Raw genomic sequence first — 16675 nt, forward strand, 5'->3', positions numbered from 1 at the left:
GAATTCTCTATGGCCAGGCCCGTCGTCCTGATTGATGGCTCTTCGTATCTGTTCCGGGCGTTCCATGCCCTGCCGCCGCTGACCAACCCGTCCGGCCTGCACACCAATGCCATCAAGGGTGTGATCAGCATGATCCGCAAGCTGCAGAAGGATTATGCCGACGCCCAGCTGGTGGTGGTGTTCGACGCCAAGGGCAAGAGTTTCCGCAACGACATCTATGCCGACTACAAGGCCCATCGCCCGCCGATGCCGGAAGAACTGCGCGAGCAGATTGCGCCGATTCACGCGATTATCCGCGCCATGGGCCTGCCGCTGCTGATCATCGAAGGGGTTGAAGCCGACGACGTGATTGGCACCCTGGCCCGTCAGGCCGAAGCTCACGATTGTCAGGTGATTATCTCCACCGGTGACAAGGACATGGCGCAGCTGGTGGACGACCACGTCTCCCTGATCAACACCATGACCAACACCTTTATGGACGCCAGCGGGGTGGTGGAAAAGTTCGGAGTGCCACCGCAGCACATCGTTGATTACCTGGCCCTGATGGGCGACAAGGTCGATAACATTCCGGGTGTGCCGGGCGTGGGCGAAAAAACCGCTGTTGGTCTGGTGGCTGGCCTCGGCAGCCTTGAAGACATCTACGCCAACCTCGACAAGGTCAAGGATCTCAGCTTCCGTGGCGCCAAAACCATGGCCGCCAAACTGGAAGAACACAAGGACGCCGCGCTGCTGTCGAAAGTGCTGGCGACCATCAAATGTGATGTGGCGCTGGAGCAGAACCTGTCCGAGCTGGTCAGCCAGCCGGCTGATATCAACGGTCTGCTGGAGCAGTTCCGCGAACTGGATTTCCGCAGCTGGGTAACTGAGTTACAAGCCGATGGCGCTCAGGCTGTTATCGCGCCAACAGCCAAAACCGCCAGCCCAGCCACCAGCAAAACGGCCAGTGCGGACAGCGCAGCCACTAAAACGGCCGCTGTTACCGAATTCCCGCCGGTGTTCAGTGGCGACGGTGAATATGAAATCGTGCTGGAACAAGCCGATTTCGACCGCTGGCTCGAAGCCCTGAAAAACGCCGAGCTGTTCGCCTTTGATACCGAAACCACCTCGCTCAACTATAAGGAAGCCCGCATTGTCGGGGTTTCGTTTGCCGTCGAAGCGGGCAAGGCGGCCTATGTGCCACTGGCGCACGACTATCTGGGCGCTCCGGCCCAGCTCGACCGTGAGACAGTGCTGGCGCAGCTGAAACCCTTGCTGGAAGACGAAGCTGTGAAAAAAGTCGGCCAGCATATGAAATACGACACCCACGTGCTGGCCAACCATGGCATCCAGCTCAAGGGTGTGGCCTTTGATACTCAGCTCGAAAGTTACATCCTCGACTCGGTAGCCAGCCGTCACGATATGGACAGCCTGGCGCGCCACTATCTGGATTACACCACCACCAGTTTTGAAGACATTGCTGGCAAGGGTGCCAAACAACTGACCTTTAACCAGATCAACCTCGATCAGGCCGGTCCGTACGCCGCCGAAGATGCCGACATCACCCTGCGTCTGCACCAAACCCTGTGGCCGCGCCTGCAGGCCGAGGGCGCGCTGGCAGCGGTGTTCAGTGATATCGAAATGCAGGTCATGCCGGTACTGGCGAGCATGGAAAGCACCGGAGCCCTGATCGATGCCGACCAGTTGCACGAACTCAGCCAGCAGTTTGAACAGCGCCTGCAGCAGCTGGAGCAAAAAGCGCACGACGTTGCCGGTCAGGTGTTTAACCTCGGCTCGCCCAAACAGCTGGGCGAAATCCTGTTCGAAAAGCTCAGCCTGCCGGTGAAAAAGAAAACACCAAAAGGCGCACCGTCTACCGCCGAAGAAGTGCTGCAGGAACTGGCCGATGAAGGTTTTGAGCTGCCCGTATTACTCATGGAACACCGTGGCCTGTCGAAGTTAAAAAGCACCTATACCGACAAGCTGCCGACCATGATCAACGCGGTTACTGGTCGTGTGCACACCTCCTACCATCAGGCAGTGGCCGCCACCGGGCGTTTGTCATCGACCGAACCGAACCTGCAAAACATCCCGATTCGCAACGACGAAGGCCGCAAGATTCGCCAGGCGTTTGTGGCTCCGCAAGGCTACAAACTGGTGGCGGCGGACTATTCGCAGATCGAACTGCGGATTATGGCGCACCTGTCCGACGACGCTGGTCTGCTCAACGCCTTTGCGGGTGGCCACGATGTGCACCGTGCTACCGCTGCTGAAGTGTTTGGGGTTGCCGAAGCCGAGGTCAGCTCCGACCAGCGCCGCAGCGCCAAGGCCATCAACTTCGGTCTGATCTACGGCATGTCGGCGTTTGGTCTGGCCAAACAGCTCGGTATTGGTCGTGGTGAAGCCCAGGATTATGTAAACCTGTACTTCCAGCGGTATCCGGGTGTGAAAGACTACATGGACCGCACTCGCGAACAGGCCAAGGAGCTGGGTTATGTCGAAACCATCTTCGGCCGTCGTTTGTACCTGCCGGAAATTGGCTCCCGTAACGCCGCTATGCGCCAGCACGCTGAACGCACCGCGATCAACGCGCCGATGCAGGGCTCGGCTGCTGACATCATCAAACGCGCCATGATCAAGGTGGCGCAGTGGCTGCCGGAATCGGGTTTTGACGCCCGCCTGATCATGCAGGTACACGACGAACTGGTGCTGGAAGTCAAAGACGATCAGGCCGAAGCCTTTGCGGCGGCGCTGAAGCAGCAGATGGAACAGGCCGCCGAGCTGAAAGTGCCGTTGGTGGTCGAAGCCGGAATCGGCATCAACTGGGACGAAGCGCATTGATGGGGCAGACTGCGGACTCAATTAAACTGACATAATGGATTGGCTGATAACACGAATCGACAGGGTGGAAGAGTGGCTCAGAAGTTTCCGATTACCAAAGCAAGTACTTCGCTTATTGGTTGACTCAGGCGGGTCAGCAGCAGGATCGCATCTCCAAAACCATGGCGTCTGCGCGTGTCGATATGAACCCTCATCAGGTGGATGCCGCCTGTTTTGCCTTGAAGTCGCCGCTCCAGAAGGGGGTGTTGCTGGCGGATGAGGTCGGACTGGGTAAAACCATCGAGGCCAGCCTGGTTATTGCCCAGAAATGGGCGGAGCATAAACGCAATATTCTGCTGGTCGTTCCGGCCTCATTGAGGAAGCAATGGTCCCAGGAACTGGCTGAAAAATTTGAGCTGCCTTCCATCATTATCGATAGCAAGATCGCGGCCGATCTCAAAAAGGGCGGGGTCAATAATCCGTTCCGGCAAGAGGATCAAATCGTCATCGCCTCTTACGAATATGTCGCTCGCCAGAAAGATCGCTGCCGCTTGATTGACTGGCATCTGGTGGTGCTGGATGAAGCTCACAAGCTTCGTAACCTGTACCAGAAAAAAGGCAGTCAGCGTGCCAAAGACATCGTCGCCGCGACCGATGGCACCGACTTCCGCTTGTTGCTGTCCGCGACACCGATCCAGAATAACCTGATGGAGTTGTATGGTCTTAGCAAGGTCATTGATGAACATTACTTCGGTGACGAAAAGTCGTTTCGCTCCGCGTACATCAATCGTCGTAACGACGCAGCCGACCTTCAGGATCTGAAAGAACGGATCGAGCCCCTGTGTCATCGCACCCTGCGTCGTCAGGTCCAGGAAGAAGGCGGAATCAACTTTACCCGTCGTTATTCGTTGACCCAGGACTTTACCCCATCGGATGACGAATGGCAGTTATACCGGCAGTTTTCCGAATACCTGCAAGACTCCCAATCGCTGGCCATTGCGCCGCAAGCCCGGCAGCTGGTGTGTATGGGCTTGCGCAAGATTCTGGCATCGTCTTCGTTTGCCATTGCCGGAACCCTGGAAACCATGATCCGACGCCTGACCCTGGAGCGTCAGGAGGTGCTGGACGAAAGTCTGCTGGACGATCTGGAAGAGGCTGATGACTGGCTGGATGCCGGATTTTCCGGTGACGACGACCATGAGAACGACAGGGACGGTCTGGCCAGTCCATCATCGGAGCGGTTGGGTTCAGACATGGAGCCTCATGCCAGGGCACAACGCCTGGCTCAGGAAATTGAGCAGCTGCAAGACTTCCGGACTCTGGCAACCGGCATCTCCAGCAATGCCAAGGGAAGCGCCCTGCTGACCGTGCTGGATAAGGCTCTGACCATGACCGATAGCCTCGGTGGCCAGCGCAAAGCGGTGGTCTTTACGGAGTCTTGCCGCACCCAGATGTATCTGCACAGCTGCTGGAAGCCAATGGCTTTGCAGGCAAAACCGTTCTTCTGAATGGCACCAACAAGGATGCCAGCTCCAGCGCTATTTATCAGCGCTGGAAAAGTCGGCATCTGCATTCCGGGCGTATCAGTGGTTCCAGAACCGCTGATATGAAAGCCGCCATTGTTGAACATTTTCGCAGCGACGAAGCGCAGATTCTGATTTCCACCGAAGCCGGTGGCGAAGGTATCAACCTGCAGTTCTGCTCGGTTCTGATCAACTATGATCTGCCCTGGAATCCACAGAAAGTGGAACAGCGTATCGGCCGGGTCCATCGTTATGGCCAGAAAAATGACGTCGTGGTGGTGAACTTTGTTAACGGTAAAAACCCGGCGGATCAACGTGTGTTTCAGTTACTGAATGAAAAACTGAATCTGTTCGAAGGTGTCTTTGGGGCATCGGATCAGATTCTGGGCGCTATATCCGGCAACATTGATATTGAGAAGCGCATCTTTGCTATTTTCCAGAACTGTCGAAGTGACGAGGACATAGAGCGCGAATTTGATCGCCTGCAAGCCGACATGGCGCCCTTGCTCGAAGTTAAAGAAGAAAATGCCCGTCAGGCACTGCTGGATCACTTTGATCGTGACGTAGTGTCCAACCTGAAAACGTTGCGCGATGAGAGTAACGACTTCCTGCGAGAGTACGAACAGGTCCTGCTTGATCTGGCCTCTGCCGAGCTGGCGGATGCCGAGATTGGCCGCAATCATTTTTATTATGACGGCAGGCGCTTTGATCTGAGCTGGGCCAATGTCCAGAGCCATGACTCCGAATTTTTCCGGCTGCAGGCCAATGAACATCACCTGGCCTGGGAACTGATCCGGCGCGCCCGGCAGAGGTCTCTGCAGCCTGCCCGCTTGCAGTTTCATCATGAGCAGTTGCAGGGCCAATACGCCGACCTTCAACCCTGGCAGGGTCAGCGAGGAACCCTGCAGCTGGTTAATCTTTGCTTTTCCTTTAACCATGGGAAATCGCAGGAAACTCATCTGCTGGTTCTGGCCACCACTCACGATGGCCAGCATTTGCCACTAAAAACCGCGGAGCACCTGTTACGGGTTCCGGTAGCGGCTGTTGTTCCTCTGGAATATGTTGATGATTCAATATTCCAGGGCTGGCTGAACTTCGAGCAGGAGCGTTACCGCCGCCAAACCGAGCAACAACTGGACGAATATCTGGAGCAGGAAAGCTACAAGCTGGAACGCTGGGCCGAAGATAAACGCAAGGCATTGATGTGCGAAGTCGACGAGCTGGATGACAGGATCAAAGCCTTCAAAAAAGAATCCCGCAGCCTGCCTTCTACCAGGGAAAAAGTCGAAGCCAAAAAACACCTGCGAAAACTGGAACGCCAACGTGACTATGCCCTGAGCCGCTACCATCAGGCCAAAAAAGACATCGAACAACAGGAAGACGAACTGCTGGACGATGTCAGTGCCAGACTGGAACTGAACAGCCGTGCCGAGGTGCTGTTTACCATCGAATGGGAACTGCGATAATACGCGGTCTGGACTGCGGCAAGTTCGCAATGTTTATCTGAATCGCGTCACGAGAGCTGCTGCCATGATTAGCCGAGAACAACTGGCCAAAGATCTGCTGTATTACGTTCGACTGGGAGAAGACTCCAGCATCAAATTCAAGGCGGTGCTGTTTTCTTCGGATAACGGTAAGGGCAACAAGCCGGTCGCTCCGGATAAAGACAAACTGGCCAACGAAATTGCCGCTTTCGCCAATGGCATGGGTGGGCGCATGGTGCTGGGGGTCAACGATAAAACCCGCGATGTTGAAGGTATCGACGATGACAAGGTTGCGATGACTGAAGAATGGATCGTAACCATCAGCCAGCAAAAGATTGATCCACCGGTACGTATCCACACTCGTCGGGTGCAACTGCCGAACCGCGCAGGTGACATGAAAACCGTCATCTGTGTGGATATTCCACGCAGCATTTCGGTACATCAGAGCGCCGGTCGTTACTACCAGCGTATTGGTTCCACCAAGCAGGAAATGCGGCCGGATGTGCTGGCGCGCCTGTTTCAGCAACGCTCCCAGTCACGCCTGATCCGCTTTGATGAAACCCTGGTGACTGATACCAGCCTGGAGAATATTGACCCCGGCCTCAAACAGCGTTTCCTGCGTACCGGCACCCCGGAGCATCAGCAGTTTCGCAAATTGCACCTGACCGCCGAAGATGACTTTACCCCGCTTGACTCGCCAGAGCGCTGGGGCTTGTCGTTATGCGGCGTGCTGTTGCTGACCGCCAACCCGACGGAATGGCTCAGCAACGCTTACATTCAATGTGTTGCCTACTCGGGACGCGAACGCGACGCCAACGACCAGCTCGACGCCCAGGATCAAAGCGGCCCTCTGGATCAGCAAATCAACGCAGCCTTCGATTTTGTGCGCCGTAATATGCGGGTTGCTGCCACCAAGGAAATTGGCCGTATCGATATTCCCCAATACGATCTGGGCGCTGTGTTCGAAGCGATCGTTAACGCCGTCGCTCACCGCGACTATTCCATGACGGGGCGACGTATCCGTTTGCACCTGTTTGCCGATCGTCTGGAACTGTTCAGCCCCGGCGCATTGCCCAACAGCCTGACCCTCGACGGCCTGATGGAAAACACCGTTACCCGTAACGAAGCGCTGGTCAGTTTACTCAGTCGTTATTACAGCGCTCGGGAAGAAACGGGTCGGCAAGCCCTTATTGAGCGACGTGGCGAAGGCGTTCCGAAAATTATCAACAACAGCCTCCGACTCAGTGGCCGGGAACCGCAGTACCAGCTGATTGATGACGAACTTAAATTGACCATTTGGGCTGCTCACAAGGACATTCATTCATGAGTCTGCATACCCGGCTGCAATCGCTGAAAAAAAATGAACTGATCCAGTTGATCAAGGATATAGCCAGTCTCGATCCTGCTGTAGAGGAGATGATCCATGCTTTGATCAAACCGGTGGCGGACACACAGGAGTCAGAGTCGTTGTTCAAAGATGATCTGCCAGATCTGATTTTGCACGAGCTGGACTGTTGGCAAAACATGGCAAACGACCGCAGGCCGCGACGCAGTTCAGCATCAGACCTCCAGGCTCTTCATCGTTTACTTGATCAGATCAGCACCTTGTCTGATCAGCTGCAGGCTTTTAAGTGCATTGAACGCTTTTTGCAGCTGCAACATACCTTGTTTGCCCGCATGAATGATTCTGACGGCATGTTATTGGATCTTTTTGGCGACGCAGCGGATCTGTGGCTGGATATCGCTACCCGACTGCGCAAGATCCATCCGCAATCCATTGATTGGCAGGAGCGCGTTACCTACCACTTTGAGCATAACCCCTTCGGTTGTCTTGACCAGCTACTTCCCAACTCGGGCGGTTTGCTGAGCGTGGCTGAACTGCAACAGCTGGCATGGCGATTTGAAAAAGACCTTCGTGCATCTATCCGGAACTCGAACGCAGTAGATGATACGTCTCTCGATGAACTGAGTACGGCGATGATCGGGTTGCAGTCAGTTGGAATGGCCCTCAAAGACTTCTCGCTGGTTGAAAAATCCGTATTACTGTCTGGAATAAAACCCAACGACGAGCAATTGACCGTGTTGGTGCATACGGCGATTGCGCTGGGATCTCGTGAGCGAGCGGAATACTGGCTCAGACCTGAACACTGGCAAATGCAGCAGCAACGACAAGAAGCAGAAAAGCTGCTGCAGGTTGCGCAGGCTGTTGCGTGTGATGCCGATGAGATTTGGCATGATTTCGAGCGCGATCCGGAAACTGGCGTTTTGCTCTCATGGTGGGAACGAGTGGATGAGGAAACTCGCAAGGCCAGACAACCCGTGATCAACAAACATATACGGCAGCATTCTCTGTTAAGTGAAGCGGTGGATATGGCGATCGTCACCGGCAATTATCCGTTGGCGGCTGAGATCATGATTCAGCAAGACAAAGACATGGACCGCCTGCGTTATGCACAGGTACACATCTGGCGGGAAGTATTTGAGTATAGCCAATACTGGTTGGCAGCAGCGCTGTGTTATCGGATTCTGATTGATGACATTCTTCGTAATAGCCGAACCGCGGGTTATGCCCAGGCCGCCGGGTATTTGCTTAACGAGCAGAAACTGGCAAAACGTATCAAACGTTATGCGCAGCATCCGAATGACAAGAGCTATCTGGCGCAATTAAAAGATCAACACGGCCGCAAGAAAAGTTTCTGGAAGCATGTGCCGGGCTTGTAATTCAGGAAATGGATTGATTATGACGAACCGAACCGAACCGAACCGAACCGAACCGAACCGAACCGAACCGAACCGAACCGAACCTGTTTGACGGCTCTTCGCTGAATATCAGCGAACAACGCAAGCAGGAACTCAGGCAGCTGTTCCCGGGTGTCTTCACCGAAACCCGCAACGCCAGCGGCGAGCTGGTGCACGCCATCGACTTCGAGCGGCTGAAAGCTGAGCTCGGTGAATTCAGCGAAATTTATGACAACCACCGTGAACGCTACGGCATGGAATGGCCAGGTAAACGCGATTGCCTGAAAGTGATCCAGCAACCCAGTCTGGCCACGCTCAAACCCTGCCGATTGGGCTTTGGTTCTGGAGGATGACAAGAAGGTCTATCTGATTCGGGAAACCAAATCGACTCACGATGCTGACCTGCGGCGTCGCGATGAAAACCTGAAAATCCGCTGTGGAGAAGCACACTTCCGAGCATTGGATGCGGTTGATTACCGCGTTGCGACGTCGGTTGCGGAGGTTCTGGAGCACGGTTGAATGTACATCAAGGAGTCGAGAAGAATGCAAAAAAAGACCCGGACGTCATTGGGGGCAAACGGCCGGGTCAACTTCGGATTCGGGGGAATCATCGAAGGATGAACTACCTATGAAGAGATGAATGGCTACACCACTCGGTTCCAGAGGGAACACTTTTACTATAGTCGGTTTGCCAGAGTTGGCCGGGTTTGTGTGCAGTTTTTTCGGGGATTTTTGTAACGGGCTGCTTCGGTATGTGAACGATCGTTAAATTCACAGAGCGGCAGGTGAGGCGGAATAATTGCCGGGAGACGTGGTGGGGGATAAAACCGCACGGATAACACCACTAGCGATGTTATCCGTACAGGAATCAGGCTTCTGGAGTCGGATCGCTGTTGTCTGCGGCAGGTGCTTCCGCTGCGGCGTTGTCGGCAGCGGATTCTTCAGCAACGTCTTCCGCTGGAATAAACCAGCTGTTCAGGCGGGCAACCAGTTCCTGGGTACCATCACCGTCCTGTGAAGAGAAGGTTTGAACCGTGACCTGTTTGCCAAGAGAAGCCACTGCCTTGCGTACCGATAGCAAGGCTGCCTTGGCGGCACCGCGTTTGAGCTTGTCGGATTTGGTCAGCAGCAGGTGCAGCGGCATGCCGGACTTCTTGGCCCAGTCGATCATGGCGTTGTCGAATTCGGTCAGCGGATGGCGAATATCCATCAACAGAACCAGACCGACCAGCGCATCCCGTTTTTGCAGGTAATTGCTAAGCTCTTTTTGCCAGGCGTTTTTTACACCGACTGGTACTTTGGCATAACCGTACCCCGGCAAATCGACTAGTGCCAATGGACTATCACCCAATTGGAAGTAGTTGATCAGCTGCGTGCGACCGGGAGTTTTACTGGTGCGCGCCAGTTTCTTTTGGCCAGTCAGACGGTTCAGAGCGCTGGATTTACCAGCGTTTGAGCGCCCTGCAAAGGCCACTTCACGGAAAATTTCCGGCGGGCACTGGCTCAAGGTAGCGGCACTGCGCAGATAATGTGCCTTGGTATAAGTCAATGAATCCTGATTCGACATAGGGTAAACGTAATGACCGTCCGGTTTTTGATGATATATAATGCTGGGCCTTTGAAGGTGCGACCAGTCTAGCACAGGACGCGGATTTCAGGGCCGGACTCATTTTCAGCAGGTCGAAATGGTCTGCTCGAAAAGGTTTGTTCATAATTCGACCAAAAAAAGAGAGAGATTCACATGACCAAAACTTTGGCTCTGATGGCTGCTATGGCCGCTGCAACCCTGTCCCTGAACGCTAATGCAATCGACGCTGAAGCAAAATTCAATCAGGCTTGTGTATTCTGTCACGCTCAGGGTGTGGCGGGTGCTCCGAAAGCGTTCGACGCCGCTGCATGGGCTCCACGTCTGGAAAAAGGCATGGACACTCTGGTCGGTAGCGTGACCAACGGCCTGAATGCTATGCCAAAGGGCGGCATGTGTAATGACTGCACTGCTGACGATTACAAGGCGCTGATCACCTATATGTCTACTGCCAAATAATCGCCGAGCTGCGAAGAAGAATTCACTCACTAACTGGATCTGACGATGAAAAACCTGTTGATTAGCCTGATCGTATCGGCTGGACTGATGTCCGCTGCCCACGCTGGTGATGCCGAAGCTGGCAAAACCAAGTCTGCTCTGTGTGCTGCGTGCCACGGCGCTGACGGTAACAGCATGGCTCCGAACTTCCCGAAAATTGCCGGTCAGGGCGAACGTTACCTGATCAAACAGATCACCGATGTTCGTGAAGGTCGTCGTCAGATCCTGGAGATGTCTGGAATTGTTGCCAACCTGAGCGACGCTGATATTGCTGACATCGCTGCCTACTTCTCTTCCCAGAACGCCACTGGTGGTGGTGCCAAGGAAGAACTGGCTGAGCTGGGTGAAAAAATCTACCGCGCTGGTATTGAGTCCAAGGGCGTTCCAGCCTGTATGGCTTGCCACGGTCCAGACGGCAAGGGCGTAGCTCTGGCTGGTTTCCCACAACTGTCTGGTCAGCACGACGCCTACACTGCCAAGCAGCTGCATGCGTTCAGCATGGGCGAACGTACCAACGACGGCGACAACAAGATGATGCGTGACATCGCTTCCCGTCTGCACGAGAAAGAGATTCAGGCAGTTTCTTCCTACATCCAGGGTCTGCGTTAATCGTTTACCCTCGGTAGTATCAAAAAAGCGGCTTCGGCCGCTTTTTTTGTGTCTGTTCAATCGCAAAAATGCTCCTGCCGTTTGATCCTGTGCTTGCAACAGGCTGTCACTCGGGTGTGCGGCTGGGAACCTTTGTGGGAGAATGAATCCAATAGCCAACTGAACCCTTTTGGAGATTTGTATGACTGCGCTGCTGAAGCGATGGATTGCCGCCTCTCTGCTGCTGATTGGAAGCCAGGCGTTTGCTGAAGGTTCCCAGCCTTACGATGTATTGCCTGAGCCTGTACCCGTCATGGCCGACGGCAAGGTGCACGTGGAAGAAGCCTTCTGGTATGGCTGCCCGCACTGCTTCCATCTGGAAAGCACGCTGGAGCCCTGGGTAAAAAACCTGCCAGCGGACGTTGAGTTCACCCGTGTACCTGCCATGTTTGGCCGTGCCTGGGTATCTCATGCCCAGATGTTCTACACCGTTGATGCCCTGGGCCTGCAAGACAAACTGCATACCGCCCTGTTCCGTGCGCTGCACATCGACAAGCTGCGTCTGCTGACCCAGGAAGAACAGCGTGATTTCGTGGTGAAAAATGGCGGTGTATCAGCCGAAGACTTCGACAAGGCGTACAACTCGTTCACCGTAAAAAGCCGTATGAAACAGGGCGACCAGCGTATCCGTTCTTTCAACATCAGCGGCGTTCCGGCTCTGATTGTTCAGGGCAAATACGTTGTGAGCGCTTCTACTGCTGGTGGTCAGGAAAACATGACTTCTGTGGTCGACAAGCTGATCGAACAGGAACGTGCTGCCCTGAAAGGCAAATAAGCGCAGCGTTGTGCTTTGGAATGTTCCCGACGGGTGGCTCAGGCCGCCCGTTTTTATTTCCGCCATTCCGTCGTGGCAGCCCTGCCTGATGGCCGTCTTTTCCATTCCTGACGCTCACCGCCCGGCAGCCCCGCGACCAACTTCTATACTCTGTCTGAGTTCACACAGGCAGGTGGTATGGTGACCCGAAACGAGCCCGACCGGTGGCGCGACAAATATCTGGCCTTGCTGGAGCAGCAGGAAGCCTCGGAGCAACAGGTACAGAACATCCAGACCCGCTTACGGCGGGCCTTGATGATGGTAAGCCTGCTGGCCGAAGGCCAGGACGACCAGCTTGATACCCGCTTGCGGCAATTGCGTGACAGTCTGCGCCTGGACGGTTCCGACACGGTGCCGTTATTGCCCGATACCCTGCTGGAACAACTGGAACAACAGATTCGTCAGTCGGGTGAGCAGAGTGAACAACAGCATCAGCAACTGCTCGACTTCATTGATCGGGCCTGTGAACAACTGCTGCAGGCGCCACTGCCTGCTGCGCTGAAACGTCAGCTCAAGGGCATCCGTAAACGCGCTCGCCAGTGGCAGGGGGATGCCAATGGCTGTCGCCAGCAGTTAAAGGACTGGGTGAGGTTCAGTTGCCAGCTGGTGCGGCCGGAACAAGAAGGCGATGTTGCTGGTAACCAAAGCAGCAACGAGCAGGCTGATCAGAATGGTTGGCTGGAACAGGCCAGTGGCTGGTTCGGCCGCTGGTTAACCCCGCGCCCGGCTCCTGCTGGCCATTCACAACCGGAACCCGGTTTTTCCCGTATTGCCCGTGACGTCACCGCAACCTTGCAAGGCCTGATGCAACGACTGATCATTCCCGGCCATCAGCAACAACAGGCCAATCAGCTCAACCAGCGCTTGCAGCAGGATCTCAACTGGTACGAACTGGTGCCCGTACTGGAGCAGGCATCGGCGCTGGTCTTTGCCTGTATTGAACACGGCCAGCAGGGGATGGAGCATTTCCTGCAAAGTCTCGATCAGCACTTGCAACGGCTGCAAGGCCTGGTGGCGGACAGCAGCCATAACAGTGAGAGCCGGGTGCAGTTCAGTCTGGTGTTAAACGAGCGGGTGGAAGACATTCGTTCGCTGGTCACCGGTGGTGGTGATCTGGCCCTGATGGGCGCGCGGGTACAACAACAGTTGCAGCAGATTCTGCTGGCCATGAATGACTTCAGCGAGCAGGAACAGCAGCGCGAACAATACTGGGCCGGGCAGGTGGCGCAGATGCAGGAACGCCTGCAAAGCCTGGAGCAGGAATCCGGGCGTATTCGGCAGCAACTGGCGCGCCAGCGGCACCAGGCTCTGCACGATGCCCTGACCGGTTTGCCCAATCGGGCTGCCTGGCAGGAACGCCTGCGGCGCGACTGGTATCAGTTACAACAAGGCCACCCGCTGCGGATGGCCATCGCCGATATCGACCATTTCAAACGCTTCAACGATACCTGGGGCCACCAGACTGGCGACCGTGTGTTGCAACTGGTGGCGCGGACGTTACGCCAGCAGCTGGCTGACGGTACGTTTTTGTGTCGTCTGGGCGGCGAAGAATTCGCCTTGCTGCGGGTCGGTGGTGACAGCGCTGGGTTTACCGAGGCGATTGAACAGCTGCGGGCGGCTATCGAAGCGGTACCCTGGCATTTTCAGGGGCAGCGGGTCAGTCTGACGCTGTCGTTTGGTATTGCCCGCGCCCGTCCTGATGAACAGCCACAGCAGCTGTTCCAGCGCGCTGATGACGCTCTTTATCAGGCCAAAGCCAATGGCCGTAACCGCCTGATGGTGGCACCGGACTGATCCATCACTGCTGCCAATGGGCAGTTGTTGTAATGGTGTGCTCTGGTATGCTGTCGCCTTCTTTGAAACGAAAGAAGGCTTTCATGTCGAAACTTTCTGCCGCTGACCGCCACCAGTTTATTCTCCAGCAACTGCAACAGCAGGGACGAGTACAGGTGGAGTGGCTGGCCCAGCAGCTCAATACCTCGGAAGTGACCATTCGCAAGGATCTTTCTGCCCTGGAGCAACAGCGTCTGCTGGTGCGTCGCCATGGTGGTGCCTGGCCATGGCAACCGGCTGTGGAAACCCCGGCGTTGGCGTCTTTGGTCAGCGATATCAGCCCCGAGCTTTCGGCCCGAAAGTCAGCTATTGCAACCCTGGCGGCCAGTCTGGTGACCGACCGTCAGCGTATCCTGATCGACTTCGGCACCACCACCGCTGCCCTGATTCCACATCTGGCCAACAAACGTGGCCTGGTGGTGATGACCAATTCCCTGCGGGTGCTGAACCCGGTACTGGCGCTGGGTAACGATACCACCCTGTTGTTAACCGGCGGCACTTTTGATCCGCATTCCGAGTCTTTTCAGGGCCGTATCGCCGAACAAGTGCTGCGTTCCTACGATTTTGACCGTCTGTTTATCGGTTGTGACGGTATCGACCTTGAACGTGGCACCACCACCTTTAACGAACTGTTGGGGCTGAGCCAGGTGATGGCAGATGTCGCCAGAGAAGTGGTGGTGATGGCGGAGTCGGCCAAACTGGGGCGTCGTATCCCCAACGTTGAACTGCCATGGCAAAAAATTCATTGCCTGGTCACAGACGACGGCCTGCCCGAGGCAGCACGTCGTACCCTTGAATCCATGGGAGTGCGGGTACTCTGTGCCAGCATTTCCACCCAGTCTGCGTGAATGGAGTTAAAGCATGTGTGGCATTGTCGGGGCGGTTGCCCAACGTGATGTAATCGAAATCCTGCTGGAAGGTTTGCGCCGCCTGGAATATCGCGGTTACGACTCGGCCGGTGTGGCCGTTCTGGATAACCATGGCCAGCTGCAGCGCTTGCGCCGGTTGGGCAAGGTACAGGCACTGGCCGATGCCGCCGCCGAAATCGGCGTGCCGGGTGGTCTGGGCATTGCCCACACCCGCTGGGCGACTCACGGCGAACCATCGGAAGCCAACGCACACCCGCACGTGTCGGGTGACATCGCGGTTGTCCACAACGGCATTATCGAAAACCACGCCAGCCTGCGTGCCGAGCTGCAGGCGCAGGGTTACGTATTTACCTCCCAGACCGACACCGAAGTCATTGCCCACCTGGTTGCTCGTGAAGTCAGCGCCGGTGCCGATTTGCTGGTGGCGGTACAGAACGCCCGTCAGAGCCTGCACGGCGCGTACGGCATGGTGGTGCTGAATGCCCGTGAACCGGAGCGTCTGGTTGCGGCCCGTTCCGGCAGCCCGCTGGTGATCGGTTATGGTATCGGTGAACATTTTATTGCCTCTGACCAGCTGGCGCTGCTGCCGGTGACCCGTCGTTTTGCCTTCCTCGAAGAAGGTGACGTTGCCGACATCAACCGCAAGCAAGTCCAGATTTACAACCGCCAGAACCAGCCGGTCCAACGCGAAATCAGCGACAGTACGGTGGAACACGACGCCGGTGACAAAGGCGAATACCGCCACTACATGCTTAAGGAAATCCACGAGCAGCCACAGGCGATTATCAACACCCTCGAAGGTCGTTTGCACAACGGCCAGATCAACGCCGAACTGCTGGGTGACCTCAGTGATATTGATCAGGTCCAGATTGTGGCCTGTGGCACCAGTTATCACGCCGGTATGACCGCCCGTTACTGGATCGAAGCGCTGGCCGGTGTCGCCTGTAACGTCGAGATTGCCTCCGAGTTCCGTTACCGCCAGCCCGTAGTGCGCCCGAACAGCCTGCTGGTGACCATTTCCCAGAGTGGTGAAACCGCTGACACCCTCGCCGCCCTGCGTCGTGGCAAGGAGCTGGGTTTTGCCCGCAGCCTCACCATTTGCAACGTACCGGGATCGTCACTGGTGCGTGAATCCGACATGGCACTGATGACCCGTGCCGGAGCCGAAATCGGCGTGGCCTCCACCAAAGCCTTCACCACCCAGCTGACCGCCCTGCTGGTGCTCACCGGCGCTCTGGCCCGTGGCCGTGCCGGTGCTGAACAGGCCGAAGCCCGCATCTGCAGCGCCCTTGCCAGCCTGCCAGCGTTGGTGAAACAGGCCCTGCGTATGAGCCAGTCAATTGAACAACTGGCCGAACGTTTCGCCGAAAAACAGCATGCCCTGTTCCTCGGCCGTGGCGACCAGTACCCAATCGCCATGGAAGGGGCACTCAAGCTCAAGGAAATCAGCTACATCCACGCCGAAGCCTACGCCGCTGGTGAACTCAAACACGGCCCGCTGGCACTGATCGATGCCGATATGCCGATTGTGGTGGTAGCCCCCCACAACGACCTGGTGGAAAAGCTCAAATCCAACATCGAAGAAGTCCGTGCCCGTGGTGGTGAACTGTTCGTCTTCGCCGGCGAAGCCGCCCAGATCGAACCAGCCGCCAACATGCAGGTACTGGCCATGCCACACTGCGACGACCTCATCGCCCCGATCGTTTACACCCTGCCATTGCAGCTGCTGAGTTATTACGTCGCCATTATCAAAGGCACCGACGTCGACCAGCCGAGGAACCTGGCCAAGTCAGTGACGGTGGAGTAACCGCTTTTCAAAAGCCTCGACAGTCTGTTGTCAGCCGTTAAAAATAGGTGGTTTATGGCCGGGTCATTTACCCGGCCGC

Annotated in this window: 14 protein-coding genes; 13 read left to right on the forward strand and 1 reads right to left on the reverse strand. The window is 55.9% G+C overall.

Annotated features, from left to right (window positions below; all coding sequences use genetic code 11):
* The first annotated feature begins 9 nt into the window (after nt 1–9).
* From polA to OUO13_RS10785, 7 genes are all read left to right on the forward strand, one after another.
* Entirely contained in the window at nt 10–2817 is a 2808-nt protein-coding gene (gene polA / locus OUO13_RS10755) for a DNA polymerase I (protein ID WP_283173889.1), read from the forward strand.
* A 182-nt stretch (nt 2818–2999) separates the two neighbouring features.
* Nucleotides 3000–4304, forward strand: coding sequence for a DEAD/DEAH box helicase (locus tag OUO13_RS10760; RefSeq protein WP_283173890.1), 1305 nt, complete (start codon nt 3000–3002; stop codon nt 4302–4304).
* Nucleotides 4235–5785 carry a helicase-related protein gene (locus tag OUO13_RS10765; RefSeq protein ID WP_283173891.1) on the forward strand — a complete coding sequence of 517 codons (1551 nt, stop codon included), beginning with the start codon at nt 4235–4237 and terminating at the stop codon, nt 5783–5785. Before OUO13_RS10760 ends, OUO13_RS10765 begins: the two co-directional genes overlap by 70 nt.
* Before the next feature lie 64 nt (nt 5786–5849).
* Nucleotides 5850–7130: an RNA-binding domain-containing protein gene (locus OUO13_RS10770; RefSeq protein WP_283173892.1), complete on the forward strand. Its 1281-nt coding sequence runs from the start codon at nt 5850–5852 to the stop codon at nt 7128–7130.
* Entirely contained in the window at nt 7127–8524 is a 1398-nt protein-coding gene (locus tag OUO13_RS10775) for a DUF6880 family protein (protein WP_283173893.1), read from the forward strand. Before OUO13_RS10770 ends, OUO13_RS10775 begins: the two co-directional genes overlap by 4 nt.
* A 188-nt stretch (nt 8525–8712) precedes the next feature.
* A complete protein-coding gene (locus OUO13_RS10780; RefSeq protein ID WP_283173894.1) occupies nt 8713–8895 on the forward strand; it encodes a hypothetical protein in 183 nt (60 codons plus the stop codon).
* Nucleotides 8879–9061 (forward strand): restriction endonuclease, encoded by a 183-nt coding sequence (locus OUO13_RS10785; protein ID WP_283173895.1) that lies wholly within the window; start codon nt 8879–8881, stop codon nt 9059–9061. The genes OUO13_RS10780 and OUO13_RS10785 overlap by 17 nt, the downstream gene beginning before the upstream one ends.
* Nucleotides 9062–9410: 349 nt before the next feature.
* Here OUO13_RS10785 and yihA read toward each other — a convergent pair whose 3' ends face one another.
* Nucleotides 9411–10109: a ribosome biogenesis GTP-binding protein YihA/YsxC gene (yihA, locus tag OUO13_RS10790; protein ID WP_283173896.1), complete on the reverse strand. Its 699-nt coding sequence runs from the start codon at nt 10107–10109 to the stop codon at nt 9411–9413.
* A 174-nt stretch (nt 10110–10283) separates the two neighbouring features.
* On the opposite strand from yihA, the gene OUO13_RS10795 reads away from it, so the two are divergent.
* From OUO13_RS10795 to glmS, 6 genes are all read left to right on the forward strand, one after another.
* Nucleotides 10284–10586, forward strand: a complete 303-nt coding sequence (locus tag OUO13_RS10795; RefSeq protein WP_283173897.1) for a c-type cytochrome — start codon at nt 10284–10286, stop codon at nt 10584–10586.
* 45 nt (nt 10587–10631) lie between these two features.
* Entirely contained in the window at nt 10632–11234 is a 603-nt protein-coding gene (locus tag OUO13_RS10800) for a c-type cytochrome (RefSeq protein ID WP_283173898.1), read from the forward strand.
* A gap of 181 nt (nt 11235–11415) precedes the next feature.
* A complete protein-coding gene (locus OUO13_RS10805) occupies nt 11416–12048 on the forward strand; it encodes a thiol:disulfide interchange protein DsbA/DsbL (RefSeq protein ID WP_283173899.1) in 633 nt (210 codons plus the stop codon).
* A 177-nt stretch (nt 12049–12225) separates the two neighbouring features.
* On the forward strand, nt 12226–13881 hold the full coding sequence (locus OUO13_RS10810; protein WP_283173900.1) for a GGDEF domain-containing protein: 1656 nt from the start codon (nt 12226–12228) through the stop codon (nt 13879–13881).
* An 83-nt stretch (nt 13882–13964) separates the two neighbouring features.
* On the forward strand, nt 13965–14768 hold the full coding sequence (locus OUO13_RS10815) for a DeoR/GlpR family DNA-binding transcription regulator (RefSeq protein WP_283173901.1): 804 nt from the start codon (nt 13965–13967) through the stop codon (nt 14766–14768).
* A gap of 13 nt (nt 14769–14781) precedes the next feature.
* Nucleotides 14782–16596: a glutamine--fructose-6-phosphate transaminase (isomerizing) gene (gene glmS, locus OUO13_RS10820; RefSeq protein ID WP_283173902.1), complete on the forward strand. Its 1815-nt coding sequence runs from the start codon at nt 14782–14784 to the stop codon at nt 16594–16596.
* The last annotated feature ends 79 nt before the right edge of the window (nt 16597–16675 follow it).

This window comes from Parathalassolituus penaei, assembly GCF_026626885.1.
GTDB classification, from domain to species: domain Bacteria; phylum Pseudomonadota; class Gammaproteobacteria; order Pseudomonadales; family Oceanobacteraceae; genus Oceanobacter; species Oceanobacter penaei.

Excerpts from the sequence above, each read along its gene's own strand:
- polA (WP_283173889.1), top strand. The coding sequence starts at position 10 with ATGGCCAGGCCCGTCGTCCTGATTGATGGCTCTTCGTATCTGTTCCGG.
- OUO13_RS10760 (WP_283173890.1), top strand. The coding sequence starts at position 3,000 with ATGAACCCTCATCAGGTGGATGCCGCCTGTTTTGCCTTGAAGTCGCCG.
- OUO13_RS10770 (WP_283173892.1), top strand. The coding sequence starts at position 5,850 with ATGATTAGCCGAGAACAACTGGCCAAAGATCTGCTGTATTACGTTCGA.
- OUO13_RS10775 (WP_283173893.1), top strand. The coding sequence starts at position 7,127 with ATGAGTCTGCATACCCGGCTGCAATCGCTGAAAAAAAATGAACTGATC.
- yihA (WP_283173896.1), bottom strand. The coding sequence starts at position 10,109 with ATGTCGAATCAGGATTCATTGACTTATACCAAGGCACATTATCTGCGC.
- OUO13_RS10795 (WP_283173897.1), top strand. The coding sequence starts at position 10,284 with ATGACCAAAACTTTGGCTCTGATGGCTGCTATGGCCGCTGCAACCCTG.
- OUO13_RS10800 (WP_283173898.1), top strand. The coding sequence starts at position 10,632 with ATGAAAAACCTGTTGATTAGCCTGATCGTATCGGCTGGACTGATGTCC.
- OUO13_RS10805 (WP_283173899.1), top strand. The coding sequence starts at position 11,416 with ATGACTGCGCTGCTGAAGCGATGGATTGCCGCCTCTCTGCTGCTGATT.
- OUO13_RS10810 (WP_283173900.1), top strand. The coding sequence starts at position 12,226 with ATGGTGACCCGAAACGAGCCCGACCGGTGGCGCGACAAATATCTGGCC.
- OUO13_RS10815 (WP_283173901.1), top strand. The coding sequence starts at position 13,965 with ATGTCGAAACTTTCTGCCGCTGACCGCCACCAGTTTATTCTCCAGCAA.
- glmS (WP_283173902.1), top strand. The coding sequence starts at position 14,782 with ATGTGTGGCATTGTCGGGGCGGTTGCCCAACGTGATGTAATCGAAATC.